9 protein-coding genes, 1 other RNA gene and 1 pseudogene are annotated in these 15,846 nt (G+C 71.2%); 4 read left to right on the forward strand and 7 right to left on the reverse strand.

The window, feature by feature from the left end:
- Positions 1 to 102: 102 nt before the first annotated feature.
- From ACZ4UU_RS03325 to ACZ4UU_RS03345, 5 genes and pseudogenes are all read right to left on the reverse strand, one after another.
- On the reverse strand, positions 103 to 6,870 hold the full coding sequence (locus ACZ4UU_RS03325; protein WP_468036203.1) for a DUF3320 domain-containing protein: 6,768 nt from the start codon (positions 6,868 to 6,870) through the stop codon (positions 103 to 105).
- A gap of 326 nt (positions 6,871 to 7,196) precedes the next feature.
- Positions 7,197 to 7,611: RNase P RNA component class A (gene rnpB / locus ACZ4UU_RS03330), an RNA gene on the reverse strand.
- A 115-nt stretch (positions 7,612 to 7,726) separates the two neighbouring features.
- Positions 7,727 to 8,506: pseudogene (locus tag ACZ4UU_RS03335) on the reverse strand (DMT family transporter); the annotation flags it as partial.
- 22 nt (positions 8,507 to 8,528) lie between these two features.
- On the reverse strand, positions 8,529 to 9,353 hold the full coding sequence (locus tag ACZ4UU_RS03340) for a helix-turn-helix domain-containing protein (RefSeq protein ID WP_468036204.1): 825 nt from the start codon (positions 9,351 to 9,353) through the stop codon (positions 8,529 to 8,531).
- A gap of 41 nt (positions 9,354 to 9,394) precedes the next feature.
- Complete coding sequence (locus ACZ4UU_RS03345; protein WP_468036205.1) at positions 9,395 to 9,973, reverse strand: Uma2 family endonuclease; 579 nt, start codon at positions 9,971 to 9,973, stop codon at positions 9,395 to 9,397.
- 164 nt (positions 9,974 to 10,137) lie between these two features.
- On the opposite strand from ACZ4UU_RS03345, the gene ACZ4UU_RS03350 reads away from it, so the two are divergent.
- Both ACZ4UU_RS03350 and ACZ4UU_RS03355 read left to right on the forward strand, forming a co-directional pair.
- Positions 10,138 to 10,899, forward strand: a complete 762-nt coding sequence (locus ACZ4UU_RS03350) for a MerR family transcriptional regulator (RefSeq protein ID WP_468036206.1) — start codon at positions 10,138 to 10,140, stop codon at positions 10,897 to 10,899.
- A complete protein-coding gene (locus ACZ4UU_RS03355; RefSeq protein ID WP_468036409.1) occupies positions 10,899 to 11,489 on the forward strand; it encodes a hypothetical protein in 591 nt (196 codons plus the stop codon). Before ACZ4UU_RS03350 ends, ACZ4UU_RS03355 begins: the two co-directional genes overlap by 1 nt.
- Here ACZ4UU_RS03355 and ACZ4UU_RS03360 read toward each other — a convergent pair.
- Complete coding sequence (locus ACZ4UU_RS03360) at positions 11,452 to 12,900, reverse strand: RNB domain-containing ribonuclease (RefSeq protein ID WP_468036207.1); 1,449 nt, start codon at positions 12,898 to 12,900, stop codon at positions 11,452 to 11,454. The two genes, ACZ4UU_RS03355 and ACZ4UU_RS03360, sit on opposite strands and share 38 nt — an antisense overlap.
- Before the next feature lie 73 nt (positions 12,901 to 12,973).
- Here ACZ4UU_RS03360 and yaaA point away from each other — a divergent pair, with 73 nt between their 5' ends.
- Together yaaA and eda are read left to right on the forward strand one after the other, a co-directional pair.
- Positions 12,974 to 13,756 carry a peroxide stress protein YaaA gene (gene yaaA, locus ACZ4UU_RS03365; RefSeq protein ID WP_468036208.1) on the forward strand — a complete coding sequence of 261 codons (783 nt, stop codon included), beginning with the start codon at positions 12,974 to 12,976 and terminating at the stop codon, positions 13,754 to 13,756.
- A gap of 101 nt (positions 13,757 to 13,857) precedes the next feature.
- The gene (gene eda, locus ACZ4UU_RS03370) at positions 13,858 to 14,505 is read left to right on the forward strand and encodes a bifunctional 4-hydroxy-2-oxoglutarate aldolase/2-dehydro-3-deoxy-phosphogluconate aldolase (protein WP_468036209.1); all 648 of its coding nucleotides are present in this window, start codon (positions 13,858 to 13,860) and stop codon (positions 14,503 to 14,505) included.
- On the opposite strand, the gene ACZ4UU_RS03375 is transcribed toward eda, so the two are convergent.
- On the reverse strand, positions 14,488 to 15,834 hold the full coding sequence (locus ACZ4UU_RS03375) for a bifunctional RNase H/acid phosphatase (protein WP_468036210.1): 1,347 nt from the start codon (positions 15,832 to 15,834) through the stop codon (positions 14,488 to 14,490). The two genes, eda and ACZ4UU_RS03375, sit on opposite strands and share 18 nt — an antisense overlap.
- Between the last annotated feature and the right edge of the window lie 12 nt (positions 15,835 to 15,846).

Raw genomic sequence — 15,846 nt, forward strand, 5'->3', positions numbered from 1 at the left:
GCCGCGTTGACGATGGCTTCGAGGGTACCTGGCAGTACTGACAGTCGTACCAGTGATCGCAGCGGCGGCAGGGGGCGCCGTGCTCGGTCTCCCCTGAACGAATCAAGAACCCTCGGCGGGCATCAGGCCGCCCTCCGACTCGATCAAGTCCCCAGCGGCGATCAACGCGCCGATGTCGCCAGTCAGCGCGTCCCGGATATCGGCGCCGAGCCGAGCCCACCCAAAGAAGCGAGCGGTCTCCCGCAGCAGGTCCTCGCGATGCACGCCAGGTCCTTCGTCGACCACGTTTCTGAGCACGAGCTGCCGCTCCGCTACGGGAACCTCCGCCACTCGTCGGGCGCACCGCTCCGTCGGCGTGCGGGCGAACTCCGTCTCGTGGCCGGGCCTGTCGTAGGCCGTACCGACGTGGACGATCTTGCCCTGCTTGAGCAGGCGGCGAAGAGCTCGGTCGATGCGGTCGCGAACCACCTGGCCGGCTCGTCCGAGGCCCCACGCGAGACGGACCCGGGTATAGATCACCTCCTTCTCGACAGGCCCTTCCACCTCGACCACACACAGCGCCACGTCCGCCACCACGTCGAGGGCAGCGGGATCCTGCAACTCCACGCCCCACATGCCTCGCTGGCTGCTCGACCTGTCACGTACCTCTGCCAACAGGTCAAGGTCGACCTCCTGGTAGGGACGGCTCCAGGGCGCAGGGCCGGCGTCGACCGTCACGAAATCCACTCGCGGGACTGCCGGACCAGTTGCCACTTCTACAGGCTCCCCGCCCTCCGCGCTCAGGGGGCCGTCCACAACAACTGCCGCACTGCCACCGTTGCCGAGGTCGCCACCGCTGCCGACCGCCCCCACGGGCGGCGCCACTCGCACCGCATGCGGATCCTCCGCACAGGCCGCCTCCACCGCGGCCCGCAGCCGTGCCATGGCATCCCGCCGGTTCCGGTACCAGTCCGTACCCCAGATCCGGTGCAGCCTCCAACCCAGGTCGCGCAGGACCGCTTCCCTGAGTCGGTCGCGGTCCCGAGCCGCCCGCGAGGAGTGATACATGGCGCCGTCGCACTCGATGCCCAGCGCATATGTGCCGGGCGCGCCCGGGTGCCGTACCGCCATGTCGATACGGAAGCCTGCGACCCCCACCTGCGGCTGGACCTCATATCCCCAGCCGCGCAGGACGTCGATGACTTCCTCTTCGAAGGGGCTCTCCGGGGAAGCGTCCGGATCGGGGGCCTCCGTCTGGAGAATCGCAGGGCCGTGCTGGGCGTACTGCAGGTACCGCTTGAGGTGCTGCACGCTCTTGTTGTTGCTGTCCGGAAGGTCGCCTCCGTGGAAGGAGGCGACGACCTCCATGCGGCGCCGGGCGCGGGTCACGGCCACGTTGAGGCGTCGCCAGCCGCCCTCCCGGTTGATGGGGCCAAAGGTCGACAGCAGCTTGCCCCGGTGGTCAGGACCGTAGCCGATGGAGAGGATGATGACGTCGCGCTCGTCGCCCTGGACTGTTTCGAGGTTCTTGACGAAGAAACCGTCGAGCCGACCCTCCGTGAAGTGGTGGTCGAGGTCCGGACGCGCCGCCCTGGCCTTCTGCACCGCCACCTCGATTGCCTCCGCCTGCGCCTTCGACAACGCGACCACGCCGAGGGTGTGCTCGGGGCGGGTGTCGAAGTGGTGGATGACGCGCTGGGCCACCTTGGTGGCCTCGAGCGGGTTGTCGCTGCTCCCGCCGCGGTCGTAGACGCCGTCCGCCTTGATGAACTCCACGCCGATGTCCGGTCCCTGTTCCAGGGCGCCCGGGAACGTGACCATGGAGTTGTCGTAGAAGTCGTGGTTGCTGAAGGCGATCAGGTTCTCGTGCCGGCTGCGGTAGTGCCAGCGCAGAGGCAGCCCGCGCAGGACTCCGCTGGCCTTGCACATGTCGAGGATGGACTCGAAGCCGTCGGTGGCGTCCTCGTCCCACTCGTCGCCGTCGCCGCTGTCGCCGGCCGCGGTGAAGAACGAGGTCGGCGGCAACTGCTTCTGGTCGCCCGCCACGATGAGGGCCTTGCCCCGGTAGACGGAGTTCACGGCGTCCTGGGGCAGCACCTGCGACGCCTCGTCGAAGACGACGACATCGAACTCGAAGTCCGGTGGCAGGAACTGGCTGACCGTCAGCGGGCTCATCATGAAGCAGGGCTTGACCAGCCGTACGACGTCACGGGTCTGCTTCAGCAGGTGCCGTACGGGCATGTGGCGTCGCTGTTTCTCGGCCTCGCGGCGGATCACGGCGGCCTGGCCCACCGATGTCCGGCGGGGGCGGCGCGAGTTGCACGCGGCGATGACCTCGGCGTGTGCCGCCGCCACCAGGTCCTGGTCCGCCCTCTGGAAGCGCTCCACCAACTGGTCGCGTTCCACGGCCCGCATCGGCTTCAGCCTCTGGTCGGTGGCGAGCTGGTGCTCGACCCACGCGGTGAGCACGGCACGTTCCATGGTGGCGGGGAAGTCCTCGGCGGAAACCTCGCGGCGTGCGAGCTGGTCGGGCAGCCCGTCGAGGTGGTAGCGGCGCAGCAGGGTCAGTGCGTCGGCACAGCTGGTCCACGCTTCCGGGCCGAAGGGGTCGTCGTCGAGGCGGGACAGGACGGACTGTGCCGCGGTGAGGGATTCGGCGAGTTCGCGCCGCAGCTCCTCAGCCCGCTCAGGCTCGAAGTACCCGGCGAGTGCCTCGCGCTGACGGCTCCAGTCGCCGGCGCGGTCCGCGACGGACGGTTCGGCTGACGCGGCCAGCATCAGCCGGGCTGCCGTTTGCGACAGGGGCGCGGAGTGGCCGCCATGTGCGGTTCGACGGACCTTCTGGGCCCAGTCAAGCGCGTCCAGGATCGCATCGCGGTCTGTCTCGGTGCCCTGATAGAGGTAACCGAGAAGGCTTCGGTACGTGACGTCGTTCTCAGCGAAAGAGGACTCGGCGGCGCGGGCGGAGACGACTGCGGCCACCGCTTCCCTGGCCCGCGACAGGGTGAGGCCCGTCTCCTGGTCCATGACGCGGGCGGTTGAGTGGATGAGGTCGGCCGCGTCCTCGAAGGACTCCACGTGTGCGCGGAGCCAGCTCGCCGACCGTTCGAGGGGGCGGGCGGCGAGTGCTGTGCCGACCGCCGCGAGGTGGGGCTGCCCGGTGTACTCCTGCCATAGGTCCAGGTGACGGCGGATCTGGTCGGTCTGCGCGAGGAGTTCGCGCGGTTCGGGCCGACCGTCGGCCAGTACATCTACGAGGCTGGTCCGGCGCGCCGGTTCCGTGAGCGTGTCGAGTGCGAGGCGGGCGATCAGCCCAGCGGAGTCCAGGGCGGCTCGCAAGGCCTCGGTGTGGGGGTGCCCTTCATCGACGTATCGGCCCAGCAACTCGCGCTGTTGCTCCGTGGCGTACGGGCCCGGTTGCCGTCGCGTCAGGTCAAGGCCGTGGCGCAGGAGCTGCCCCATGGGCTCGGAGCCCGTCACACTGTTGGGCGCGGCGTCGTACAGGTCGTCCGCTCGCGTGTCGAGGCCCCGGTACCAGGGGCCGAGAAGGCCGCGGTCGGTCACCGCCTGAGCGGCGAACGCGGCAGTCTCCTTCTGCGCCGCGTGCGCAGCTGTGACCGCCGTGCGCGCGGAGGCGAGCGTGTGCTCGGAACCGGGGCCGCCGTCCCGGCGACCAGCCGAGGCCACGGTGTCCAGCAACGCGACGGCCTGTCGCAAGGGGGCGAGGTGGGCGCGCAGCCAGCGCGCGGCGGCGTCGAGCGGCTGCTTGGTGAGGTCGGCCGCATGAGGTGCCAGCGACGAGCTGCCCAAATCCCTTCGCCATGTGGCGAGGTCGCTGTGCAGCGCCGTTCCCTGCTCGACGAGTGTGGGTAGCGCCTCTCGGCCGTCGGCCAGGTGAGTGGCGAGCAGGCCCCGGCGGTAGGGATCGGCGACGGTTTCCGGCGCGAGTGCGTGGACCGCTTCAGCGTGCGCGAGCGCCTTACGCAGGGCCGGGACGTCGGGCAACGCGGTGCCCCGATAGCGGCCGAGCAGCTCGGCATGGGTCGTGGCCAGCGACAGCAGCTTCCGGTAAGCGGTGCACCAGGCGTCAGCGAGTGGCAGCTTGTCGTACAGCTCGCCACGCCACGAGCCGCCGTGCGTCAGCCGGGCCACGAGCTTCCGGTCGGCCCGGACGCCGCTGGACAGCATGCCGGCGAGGCCCTGGCGGCCCTCCATGAGCCGGTGGACTGCTTCGGGTAGTTCAGGCGTGGAGACGACGTCGGGCAGGAAGGTGTCGCGCGCCGCCTCCTCCGCGCCAGCCAAATCTTCGGCGGCTTCGGAGATCTCCGCGACGGCCGCCTGGACACCGGGAAGTGCCCGGGGATCGAGCCATGCTTCGAGCGTGCGGTCCGAGGCTGTGGCCAGCTCCACGAGCGTGGCCAGGTCCTCCGCCTCGGACGTCGCCTTGGGCCGGTCACACCCAAGGCGCTCGGCCACTGAGTCGGCGTGCTCGGCGGCCGTCTCAAGGGTGTCGGCGAGCGTGTCGAACCGCCCGGCCAGTGCCGCGGCCTCGCGGCCGGTCAACGACGCGATGTCGGCGCCAGGCGGTGCCAGTGCAGCGAGGGCCTGCTCGTTGGCCGGTCGCTCGGCGCTCACTTCCTGACGCAGTTCGGCCCACCCCGGGCCCGCATGGTCCGTCGCGAGGGCCTGGGCGGAGAGTACGTGGTCCCGTCGTGTGAAGAAGTCTCTCAGTGCGTCGGCGACGGCCCCGACCGCCGCCGCCTCCGCCCGCGCGGGACCTTCAGGGACCAACCACTGCTCGAGAGGGCGGTGTTCGGTGCCGGCCACGACGATCACGTCACACAGTTGACGTGCTTCCTCGGGGCTGCCGGGATTCGTGAGTCCGGTGAGGTGGCTGACACTGGCGAGGCTCTGCAGGGTCCGCTCCAGCAAACCAGCGGTCGCGTCAAACTCCCCGGCGAGCTGTCGCGCTCGCTCCTCCGTGAGTCCGGCGAGGTCAAGGCCACGCGGCGCCATCGCCGAGAGCGTCTTCTCGGCTTCTTTCGGCTCAGCCGTCAGCCTGGTGGACAGCTCCTGCCACCGCTCGCCCACCGTCGCTCGGACGGCAGCGCTCGTACGCTGCGCCTTGCGCAGTTCCGCCAGGAAGGCATCGACCCGGTCATCCACCTCGTCGGCGAAGACATCCGTGGTCAACCACGCTTCCGGTACAGGACTCCGCACATCGAGCAGCCGCAGGAGGGCGATCAGACGGTCGATTCCGCTCTGGTCCGTGACGGGCACTCCCCCGGGCGCGAGATCCCGGTACCGGTCGACCGCCGTCGCGAGCGCGTCCCGTGCCGCCTGTGCCTGCTCCAGCACAGGACGTGGATGCGGCAGGCCGGCCCGCAGGTCACGCCAAGGGAACGACGGATCGGCGACAGCCTCCCAAGCCTCGGAAATGGCTTTCGTCGCCTCAACGACCAGGCGCAGGGCCTCGTCGCTGAGCGTTTCCGCACGAAACGTCGCCCCTGTCCCCGTGGGGGTGTCGTCACCGTGGCTCAGATAGGCCACCGGCGCCTCGGACAGTCGGCCGACCTGACCGAGCACGTCGTGCAGGGTCCTTCCCAGCGGGTCGCGGACCTCGTTCATCGCTTCGGCGTAGGCGCTGAGAGCGAGGCGCAGTTCCCGGGCCTGGGCCAGGGTCTGCTGTGACAGCTGCGGTGCGCGCGGTTCCTCCGCGAGAGCCCGACCGAGCTCCTGGGCCACCGCCATGCGGCTGGTGTTGTGGCTGTGGAGGGCCAGGGCGTACGAGTCGAGTCCGACTGACTTCAGCCGGTCCAGGACGACGTCGAGGGCCGCCGCCTTCTCACTGACGAACAGCACACTCCGACCGGCCTGCATAAGACCGGCGATCATGTTGGTGATCGTCTGGCTCTTGCCAGTGCCGGGCGGGCCGTCCAGGACGAACGACTGTCCGGCCACGGCCGCGGCGACGGCCTGTCGCTGCGAGGCGTCGGCGTCAAGCACCAGCGGACTGTCCTCGGGCGGGCTCAGTTCGTCGATCCGGTCGAGTTCGATCTCCTCGAAGTCGAAACGGTCGGAGGCGAGTCCCGAGTTCGGGCCGAGCGCCATCGCCCGTACGAGGTCACTGCCGAGGACTCGATCCTCGTTGTCCAGTAGGTCCTGGTACATCGACTCCTTGTGGGAGGCGAAGAGTGCGAGCACCACACGGTCGGCGATCTGCCATCCGGCTTTGCCCGCCACCGCGCGGGCCGCGGCGGAGAGCACCGCTTGCAGGTCCGAAGGGTCCTGTTCGCGAACCGGCGTCCAGTCGATATGAAATTGCTCCAGCTTCACCTTCAGGGCCGGGTTGAGACGCGGTTCCTCGTCGTCACTCGACCTGAGGCGGATCCGGCCGTTGCGTGCGCGCTCGATGACCACCGGCATCAGGACCAGGGGGGCGTCGCTGCCCGCCTCGGCTCCGTCCTCACGCCAGCGAAGCATGCCGACGCCGAGGTTGAGGGTCCACAGGCCGTAGTCGTTGAAGACCTGCGTCGCTCTGGCGCGCAAGCTATTCAACGCACGCAGGAGCGAAGGCGCGGTGGTCTTCTGGGTGACGACTCCGTCGGTGCGGTCGCCCTTCTTCGAGAGGACCACTTCGCCGAGTCGCCTACCCTGGTCGGCCTCGGGCTCCTCGTCTGGGAGCGGCGCGAAGTCCCAGCCACGGGCCAGGCCTTCGACGAGTTCCTGCGCGGATGGAGTCGAGATCTCCAGTGTCGCCGACTTGGTGTGGCGGAAGTTGAGCAGCCGGTTGCGGCCGCTCAGGTCCACCAGAGACGTGCGCCAGATCTCAAGCATCGCCTTGAGGCGGTCGAGTTCCTGGCTGCCCCCGAAATCACCCGAGTTCGTCACGCTGGTCCCTGATGTTGTCGCTTCTGGGCCAACGGAGTACCGGCGTCGACGGCAGTCCCCTCTGCCGCCAACGCAAAGCGCGGCCACAGACGTCCGTTCTGTCCTGGTGGCCGCACAAGTCCCGCTGATCCCCCCTGGACGCGAATTCTACGGTCAGCGCACCAATGCGTGAAGCGTTAACTACGGAATGTTTTCTCGCTTTCACAGAGCCTCGGTGCAGCCGTGAGGTCCGGTTTGAATCGATACGGACCAGGGCGAGGCGACGGCCGCAGTTCCCCAAGCGAGGGCCTCCGACCCAGGCTTTAGCTGGCCAGAAGCCTGAAAGGCAGACGAGTCGGGCTATACGCCGGGTTCTGTTCCCGGGGTTCCTCGCGGAGCCCCGGGCGACGGCCATCCATCTACGACCGGCGTTGCCGCCGGCCTCCTGCGGTCTACCCGCGGACTCGGGCGGGCAGCCCTCGAACGTCCGCGCAGGGTCGCCCCTCTTTCGAGGAGGCGGCCCCTTCTTGACCTTGCTCCGGGTGGGGTTTACCTAGCTGCTCAGGTCACCCTGAGCACTGGTGGTCTCTTACACCACCGTTTCACCCTTACCGAGGACCGAGGTCCCCGGCGGTCTGCTTTCTGTGGCACTGTCCCGCGGGTCACCCCGGGTGGCCGTTAGCCACCACCCTGCCCTGTGGAGCCCGGACGTTCCTCGGGAAGCCCCCTAGGGGGACTCCACGCGGCCGTCCGCCCGGCTCGTCTGCCGTGTCGACCATGGTACCGGGCGGGCGGGGCCCTTCGGTGCCGCGGCCGTGGCCAGTACCGAGCCGGTCAGGATCAGGGCGAAGGCCACGGCGATCGTCGGCGTCAGGCGCTCGTCCAGGAAGAGCGCGCCCGCCGTCACCGCTACCGCCGGGTTGACGTACGTGATCACCGTCGCCCGCGTCGGGCCCGCCTCCTTGATCAGTTCCAGGAAGGCGACGAAGGCGATCGCCGTGCAGATCACGCCCAGCGCGGCCAACGCCGTCAGGACCTCGGCCGAGGGGACCGTGTCCGGCCAGGTCAGCGCCGCCGCGGGCGCGTAGACCAGCGCCGCCAGCGCCAGGCAGGATGCCGTGAGCTGGAGGGACGGGACGTCCTTCAGCCAGCGCGCCGCGATCAGCGGGGCCGTGGCGTAGCCCAGCACCGTGACCAGGACCTCGGCGAGGGACAGCGCGTCGCCGCCGGTGAGGTGCGGGAGCGTCAGTACCGTCACGCCCGCCAGGCCGAGTGCCAGCCCGGTCGTCCGCCGTACGCCGAGGCGTTCCGTGTCGCCGAAGAAGCGGGCCAGGGCGACGCCGACGATCGGGACGCCGGCGATCAGCAGTCCCGCCGTGGAGCTGGAGAGATGGCGTTCGGCGTCCGTGAGCGTGAACCACGGGCCGATGATCTCTATGCACGCGAAGGCCAGCAGGGGGCGCCAGTGTGTCCGGACCGTCCGGGTCAGGCCGCCCTGGCGCAGTGCGAAGGGCAGCAGGAGCGCGGCGCCCAGCGCGCAGCGCGTGAACACCACCATCGACGGGGAGACCTCCGCCACCGCCACCTTGATCATCAGATACGGGATGCCCCAGATCACTCCCATGAGGGAGAACAGAAACCAGCCTCGTGCAGTCATGAGGTGAGTCTCGGGCGCGGCCTCACCGTCGGTCTTGAACGCTGTTGCGGTATGCCGCCGGGGTCACCCCCACGACCCGGCGGAACCATCGGGTGAGGTGCGCCTGGTCCGCGAAGCCGACCAGAGCGGCGGCTTCGGCGGGGCGCAGGCCGGACTCCAGCAGGCCGCGGGCCCTGGTCACGCGGTACTGGGCCAGCCAGGCGTACGGCGGCACTCCCATCGTCGTACGGAAGGCGCGCAGGAGCTGGTAGCGGGACATGCCCAGGTCGGTGGCGAGGTCGGCCAGGGAGGGCGGGGCAAGCAGCTCGTCCGCGAGGCGCTCGCGTACCAGGAGGGCCACCCGGTCCGCGCCGGGCATCCTGTCGTCGGCCGGGCGGGCCGTGGAGTGGCGGCGGGCGAGCGCGCTGAGCAGCCAGGGGAGGCGGGACTCGGCTTCCAACGGATCGGGACAGGCGCTCAGTTCGGTGTGGGCGCGGCGCAGGGCGCAGGCCAGTTCGGGGTCGTTCAGGACGGGTTCGCGGAAGTGCGGGAGGCCGCCCGTGGTGCCGTCGGACAGCAGGGCGGAAGCCGCGTACAGGGCCTGGTAGGCGTAACCCTCGGGGGCCGCGGGGCCGCCCGTGTGCATCTCTCCGGGTTCCAGTACGACGATGGAGCCGGGGCCCGAGCGGATGTGCCCGCCCCGGTAGGCGATGACCTCCAGCCCGCCCACCGTCACGCCGACGGTGAACTCCTCGTGCGCGTGCGGGGCGTAGACGTGCCGGGCGAATCGGGCGGTGAGCAGGTCGAGGGGCGGGCCGCAGCGGCCGAGCCTCGCTCTGGTCCAACTGGCCTGTTCCTGTGTGTTCATCGCGCACCCCCGGGTTCCCAGGGGGTGCAACGCTCAGAGGCTCAGAGAAAGTCCGACGTGTCCAGGTCGAAGGCGAAGGGTTCCGGGAGGGCGAGGGGTTTGCCGAGGGGGCGCGTGCAGTGCTCTCGGTAGTCGTCCTTCTCCGGGCTGCTGAAGAGCGTGACCGACGAGGCCTCGCGGTCGACGAGCAGGTAGAGCGGGATGCCGCCGCGGGCGTAGCAGCGGCGCTTGGCCTCTCGGTCGGCCTTGGGCTTGGTCGACGTCACCTCCAGGACCATGGCGACGCCTTCGCAGGGCATCCAGGAGTCGGCGCCCCGGTAGAGCCGCAGCTTCGTGGCGGCGAAGGTGCCGTCCGGGATCACGTGGTCCTTCGGGCAGCCGCCTCCGCTCTGCAGCTTCAGCCCCTTGTTTCCGGAGAAGTCCATGTCGGTCCGGGACCGCCTGATCACCTGCTTCATGATCAGATTGATGTAGTCCTCGTGATCCCCGTCCGGCGGCGGTGTCACAACGATCTCCCCCTCGATCAACTCGGCCCGGAAACCCTCCGGGGTGTCCAGGGCGAGAAAGCCCTCCAGCAGGACCTCTTCCTGCGTGAGCGGCTCATGGGCCATGGCAGTCATGTCACGCCCCTCCTTCGGTCGCTCGCCAGCCTTGGACATCGGAAGATCACCTGTCCGTGAGATCGGGAACCGTTCCCTCGATCGTGGCACACGATGACGGCTGTCGTCAGACGACGACCCGGTCGCCTTGACCCTGCCGCAACGTCAACGTCTCTACTGATCCCATGCGGATCGGAGAACTCGCCGCCGCCGTCGGCGTCACCACGCGCACGGTGCGGCACTACCACCATCAGGGGCTGCTGCCCGAGCCGGAGCGGCGGCCGAACGGTTACCGGGAGTACACGCTGCGGCATGCCGTCGTGCTGGCGCGGATCCGGCGGCTCACGGAGCTGGGACTCGGGCTCGCGGAGGTGCGGGACGTCCTGGCCGAGGACGCCGGGAAGGACCTGGTCGAGGTGCTGACCGAGCTCGATGAGGACCTCGCCCGGCAGGAGGCGGCGATCCGGGAGCGGCGGGAGCGGCTGCGGGCGTTGCTGGAGACCGGGGGCGGGCTGCCGGCCGAGGGGCCGGTGTCGCCGAGGCTGGGCGCGCTGTTCCAGGACATGGCGCACCTCGGCGGCGACTCCCCCATGGCCGCCAAGGACCGCGAGATGCTCGCGCTGATCGAGACCACGGCCGATCCCGAGACTCGGGAGGAGTTCATGGGCGCCCTGGGTGGCGCGCTCGCCCGGCCCGGCGGCCAGGAGCGGGCCTTCGCCGCGTATGCCCTGCTCGACCAGCTCGTCGACGCCGACCCCGCCGACCCGCGCGTGGACGAGGCGGCCCGTGCCCTCGCCGACTGCCTGCCTCGCGACCTGTTTCCGGGGACGGTCGGCGTCGACCCCGGCAACAGCTTCCTGCGGGCCTTCTACGCCGACTTCGCCCCGGCCCAGGCGGAGGCCATCCGTCGTACCCTGCGCATCCTCACGGAAGGAGACGGGCCGTGATGCGGACCGTGCTCGTCCTCACCCGGCACGAGCTGCGGCTCCTCGGCAGTCTCGGGCTGTGGGTCGCCCGGCGCCGGCACGGGACCGGCACGGGCACCGCCTTCGGGTATGCGCGCGGGCAGGGCCCGATGATGTTCGGGTTCGCGTTCGTGTGCGTGATCGAGTCGCTCACCATGGCCGTCCTGCTGCGGGACTACCCGGCCGTGCACCGGGTGGTGTTCATGCTGGACGTGTACACCATCGTGCTCGTCGCCGGGATGCACGCCGCCTCCGTCGTACGGCCCCACGTCCTCGACGCCGGTTCCCTGCGCGTGCGGCGCGCCGCGCACGTCGATCTGCGCATACCGCTGGAGAACATCGCGCATGTACGGCGGGAGCTGCGCACCACCCATGAGCGGGCCGACGGTGAGCTCAACCTGGCGATCGGCGCGCAGACGACCGTGACGCTCGAACTCGCCGAGCCCGTCGCTCACTTCACCTTCCTGGGCCGCCGGCGGGACGTCCGTCTCGTGCGCCTGCACTGCGACGAGGCCGCCGATCTCGTCCAGGCGGTCAAGCGGGCTCGAACCGCACCTTCGCCGCTCGGGTGAGGCGGACCCTGAGCCGCTCGCCGAGCGGCAGCCGGTCCCCGTTCGTGTTCTCGATCCGGCCGATGACCGCCGGGGACTCCAACTGGACCGTCCCGACGGCAGGACGACGTTCCTCCACGTCCACCACCCAGCCGTCGAACACCTCCCCCACCCGGTCCTTCAGCAGCGCCCCCTCGACGATGTCGACGCACTCCCGCTCGACCGTGCCCGCGCGCCGGGCCCCCTCGGCCATCCGCGCGGGCAGCGCGTCGAGGCCGGCCCGCACCCAGTCGGGCACCGGCTGCCCCGCCGCCACCGCGAGGCAGACCTCGCAGGCGTAGCGGTCGGCGAGGCGGCGCAAGGGGGCCGTGCAGTGGGTGTACGGGGCGGCCACGGCGGAGTGGGTGGTGATGGCGGGCAGGTCACCGTCCCGGAAGACGGTGTAACCGGCGCCGCGCAGCAGCGTCGTGCACTCCTGGAGGAAGGCCGCGTGGTGCGGGCGGTGCGGGTCGAGGGAGCGGACGAGTCCGGCGTAGGAGACGTGGTGCGGCCAGTCGATGCGCAGGGCGTGCGCGGTACGGCGGAGCCGGCCGACGGCGCCGTCGGGGGCGGGCGGGAGGGTGCGCAGGATGCCCGTGCCGCCGGCCAGCATCAGGTCGGCGGCGGCCATGCCGGTCAGCAGGGAGATCTGGGCGTTCCAGCCGTCGGCCGGGAGCGGGGCTCGGTAGGCGAGCTCGTAGGTGTGGTCTCGCTCGACGATCTCCTGCTCGGGCACGTTGAGCGAGATCCCGCCCCGCTCGACCTCCAGCCTCTCCCGCAGCTCCCCGATCTCCTTGAGCAACGCGAGCGGTTCCTCGGCCGTCGCGCCGTCGATCTCCTTCTGCACGCCCGCGTAGTCCAGCTTGGCCCGGCTGCGGACGAGGGCGCGGCGGACGTCGACGGCGAGCGTACGGCCGTCCGCGTCGAGGTCGATCGTCCACAGCACGGCGGGCCGGTCCTGGCCCGGCAGCAGGCTCGCCGCGCCCTCGCTGAGCGACTCGGGATGCAGCGGGATGCGCAGGTCGGGGAAGTAGAGGGTCGTCACCCGCCGGTGGGCCTCCCGGTCGAGCGCGCCCGACGGTACGACGAAGGCGGCGACGTCGGCGATGGCGTACCGGACGCGGTAGCCGCTGCCGGTCCCTGCGCGGGTGCCCTGGCGGGACAGGTGCAGGGCCTGGTCGAGGTCGGTGGAGGTGGGCGGGTCGACGGTGAAGAAGGGGATGTCGGTGGCGTCGTGGGGCGGCAGGACCGGAGCCTTCGCGGACCGGTCGGCCTCCGCCAGCGCCTCGGGCGGGAAGCTCCCGGGGACGCCGAGTTCGGTACGCAGCGCGGTGAGGGCGGCCCGGAGGGGGGCCTCGGGGGCGCCGGTCACCCGGATGTGGCGGCGGGGCATGAGTCGAGCGTAGGGCGAGGTCGGCCGGGTGGCACGCCGTACCCTGTGGCGGGGTTCGATTGAAGGAGTACGTGTGCTTGTCCTGCTGCCGCCTTCCGAAGGGAAGGCCTCGTCCGGTCGGGGTGCCTCGCTGAAGCTGGAGTCGCTGTCCCTGCCGGGACTGACCGAAGCCCGCCAGGCCGTGCTGAACGAGCTGGTCGAGCTGTGCGGCGGCGACGAGGACAAGGCGCGGGACGTCCTCGGGCTGAGCGAGGGGCTGCGCGGGGAGGTCGCGAAGAACGTCGGGCTGCTCTCGGCGGGGGCCCGGCCGGCCGGGGAGATCTACACCGGTGTGCTGTACGACGCCCTGGACCTGGCGTCGCTGGACGCGGCGGCGAAGAAGCGGGCGGCCCGGTCGCTGCTGGTGTTCTCGGGCCTGTGGGGCGCGGTGCGGGTCAACGACCGCATCCCCTCCTACCGTTGTTCGATGGGCGTGAAGCTGCCCGGTCTCGGGGCGCTCGGCGCGCACTGGCGGGCGCCGATGGCGCGAGTGCTGCCCGAGGCGGCCGGGGACGGGCTGGTGCTGGATCTGCGGTCGTCGGCGTACGCGACGGCCTGGAAGCCGAAGGGCGAGGTGGCCGGGCGGACGGCGACGGTACGGGTGCTGCACGCGCCGACCCGGAAGGTCGTCAGCCACTTCAACAAGGCCACGAAGGGGCGGATCGTACGGAGCCTGCTGACGGCCGGGGCGGCGCCCAAGGATCCGGCCGAGCTGGTGGAGGCGTTGCGGGACCTCGGGTACGAGGTGGAGGTGGAGGCGCCGGCCAGGGCGGGGAAGGCGTGGACGCTGGATGTGCTGGTGGCGGAGATCCACTGAGGTACAGCCGCTGAGGTACGGCCGCTGAGGTATGGCCGCAGCGCGTTGCAGTATGCGCAATGACTTTTGCGCACAGTGCTTGACATCGGCAGGATGAGGCCATGCCCTCTCCCCTGTCTGCCTCCGTGCTGGATCTCGCGCCCGTCGTGCCCGTGGTCGTGGTCGACGACCCCTCCGACGCCGTACCGCTGGCCCGGGCCCTCGTCTCGGGCGGACTGCCCGCGATCGAGGTGACCTTGCGGACGCCGGCCGCGCTCCAGGCGATCCGGGCGATCGCGGACGCCGTGCCGGACGCGGTGGTCGGGGCGGGCACCGTGATCACGCCGGAGCAGGTGACGGACTCGGTCACGGCGGGCGCGCGTTTCCTGGTCAGCCCCGGCTGGACGGACGTACTGCTGGACGCGATGCGCGCGTCCGGGGTGCCGTTCCTGCCCGGGGTGTCCACCACGTCGGAGGTCGTGGCCCTCCTTGAGCGCGGGGTGAGGGAGATGAAGTTCTTCCCGGCCGAGGCCGCGGGTGGTACGGCATACCTCAAGTCGTTGCACGGCCCGTTGCCGCAGGCCCGCTTCTGCCCGACGGGCGGGATCGGTGCGGCGACCGCGCCCGGATACCTCGCGCTCCCCAATGTCGCCTGCGTGGGCGGCAGTTGGATGCTCCCGGCGGACGCGGTGGCGGCGCGGGACTGGGGGCGGGTGGAGGCGTTGGCGCGGGAGGCCGCCGGGCTCAGGAACTCAGGCGCGCAGGTGTGACGTGTCGTTGAAGAGCCGTACGCTCGCGTTGCCGTCGGCGTAGTACGCCACCGCCGAGAGGGAGGCCGCCGAGAGTTCCATGCGGAACAGGGACTCGGGCGGGGCGCCCAGCGCGAGGCGTACGAACGTCTTGATCGGGGTGACGTGCGTGACGAGGAGGACCGTGCGGCCCGCGTACGCCGCGATCAGCTTGTCGCGGGTGGCGGCGATACGGGTGGCGGTGGCCGCGAAGCTCTCGCCGTCGCCGGTGGGACGGGCCTCCGGGTCGGCCAGCCAGGCGGTGAGGTCGTCCGGGTGGCGCTCGCGGACCTCGCCGAAGGTGAGCCCCTCCCAGGCGCCGAAGTCGGTCTCGCGCAGGCCGTCGTCGACGGTCACCTCCAGGCCGAGGCGGGCAGCGACGATCCCGGCGGTCTCCCGGGTCCGGGCGAGCGGCGACGCCACGATCGCCTGGATGGTGCCGCGCCGGGCGAGGGCGGCGCCGACGCGCTCGGCCTGGTCCCGGCCGACGTCGGAGAGGGCGGGATCGGTGCCGCCGCTGCCGGAGAACCGCTTCTGCGGGGTGAGGGGGGTCTCGCCGTGCCGGAGCAGTACGAAGGTGGCGGGCGCCCCCATGTCGGCGGGGGCCCAGCCGGACGAGGGCGCGGCCACGGTGCGGGCGGCGCTGACATCGGCCTCGGCCTTGGCCCTGCCCCCGGCCTTGACGGGAGCGTCGGCAGCAGGAGCGGCGGAAGCCGCCGAGCCGCGCCCCTCCGCCAGCGCCGCACGCGCTCGCGCCGCGCCCGCGGCGGCGTCTCCCGGCGGACCGGACGGATCGGGCTCGGCGGCACCCTGCGCAACCCTCGCGGCCCTCGCGGCCCTCGCGGCCCTCGCGTCAGCCGCCTCCAGCTCCGCCGTCGAAGCCGCCGGCGACCACCGCTCCCCACGCTTCCCGGCGTCCATCGCCTCGTTGGCCAGCCGGTCCGCGTGCTTGTTCCGCTCGCGGGGGATCCACTCGTACGTCACCTGAGGCGCCGAGAAGACCCGCGCCGCCTCGAAGGCCAGCGGCTTCATGTCGGGGTGCTTGATCTTCCAGCGCCCCGACATCTGCTCGATGACGAGCTTGGAGTCCATACGGACGTGGATCGTGGCCGCCGGGTCCAGGTCGTACGCGGCGCGCAGACCGGCCACCAGACCCCGGTACTCGGCGACGTTGTTCGTGGCGACGCCGATGTACTCGGCCGCCTCGGCCAGCGTCTGCCCCGTCGCCGCGTCGATCACGACCGCTCCGTAGCCCGCGGGCCCCGGGTTGCCCCGTGACCCGCCGTCGGCCTCGACGATGAACTCCCGCACGGCACAGACTCC

The organism is Streptomyces sp. NPDC028907, assembly GCF_055564995.1.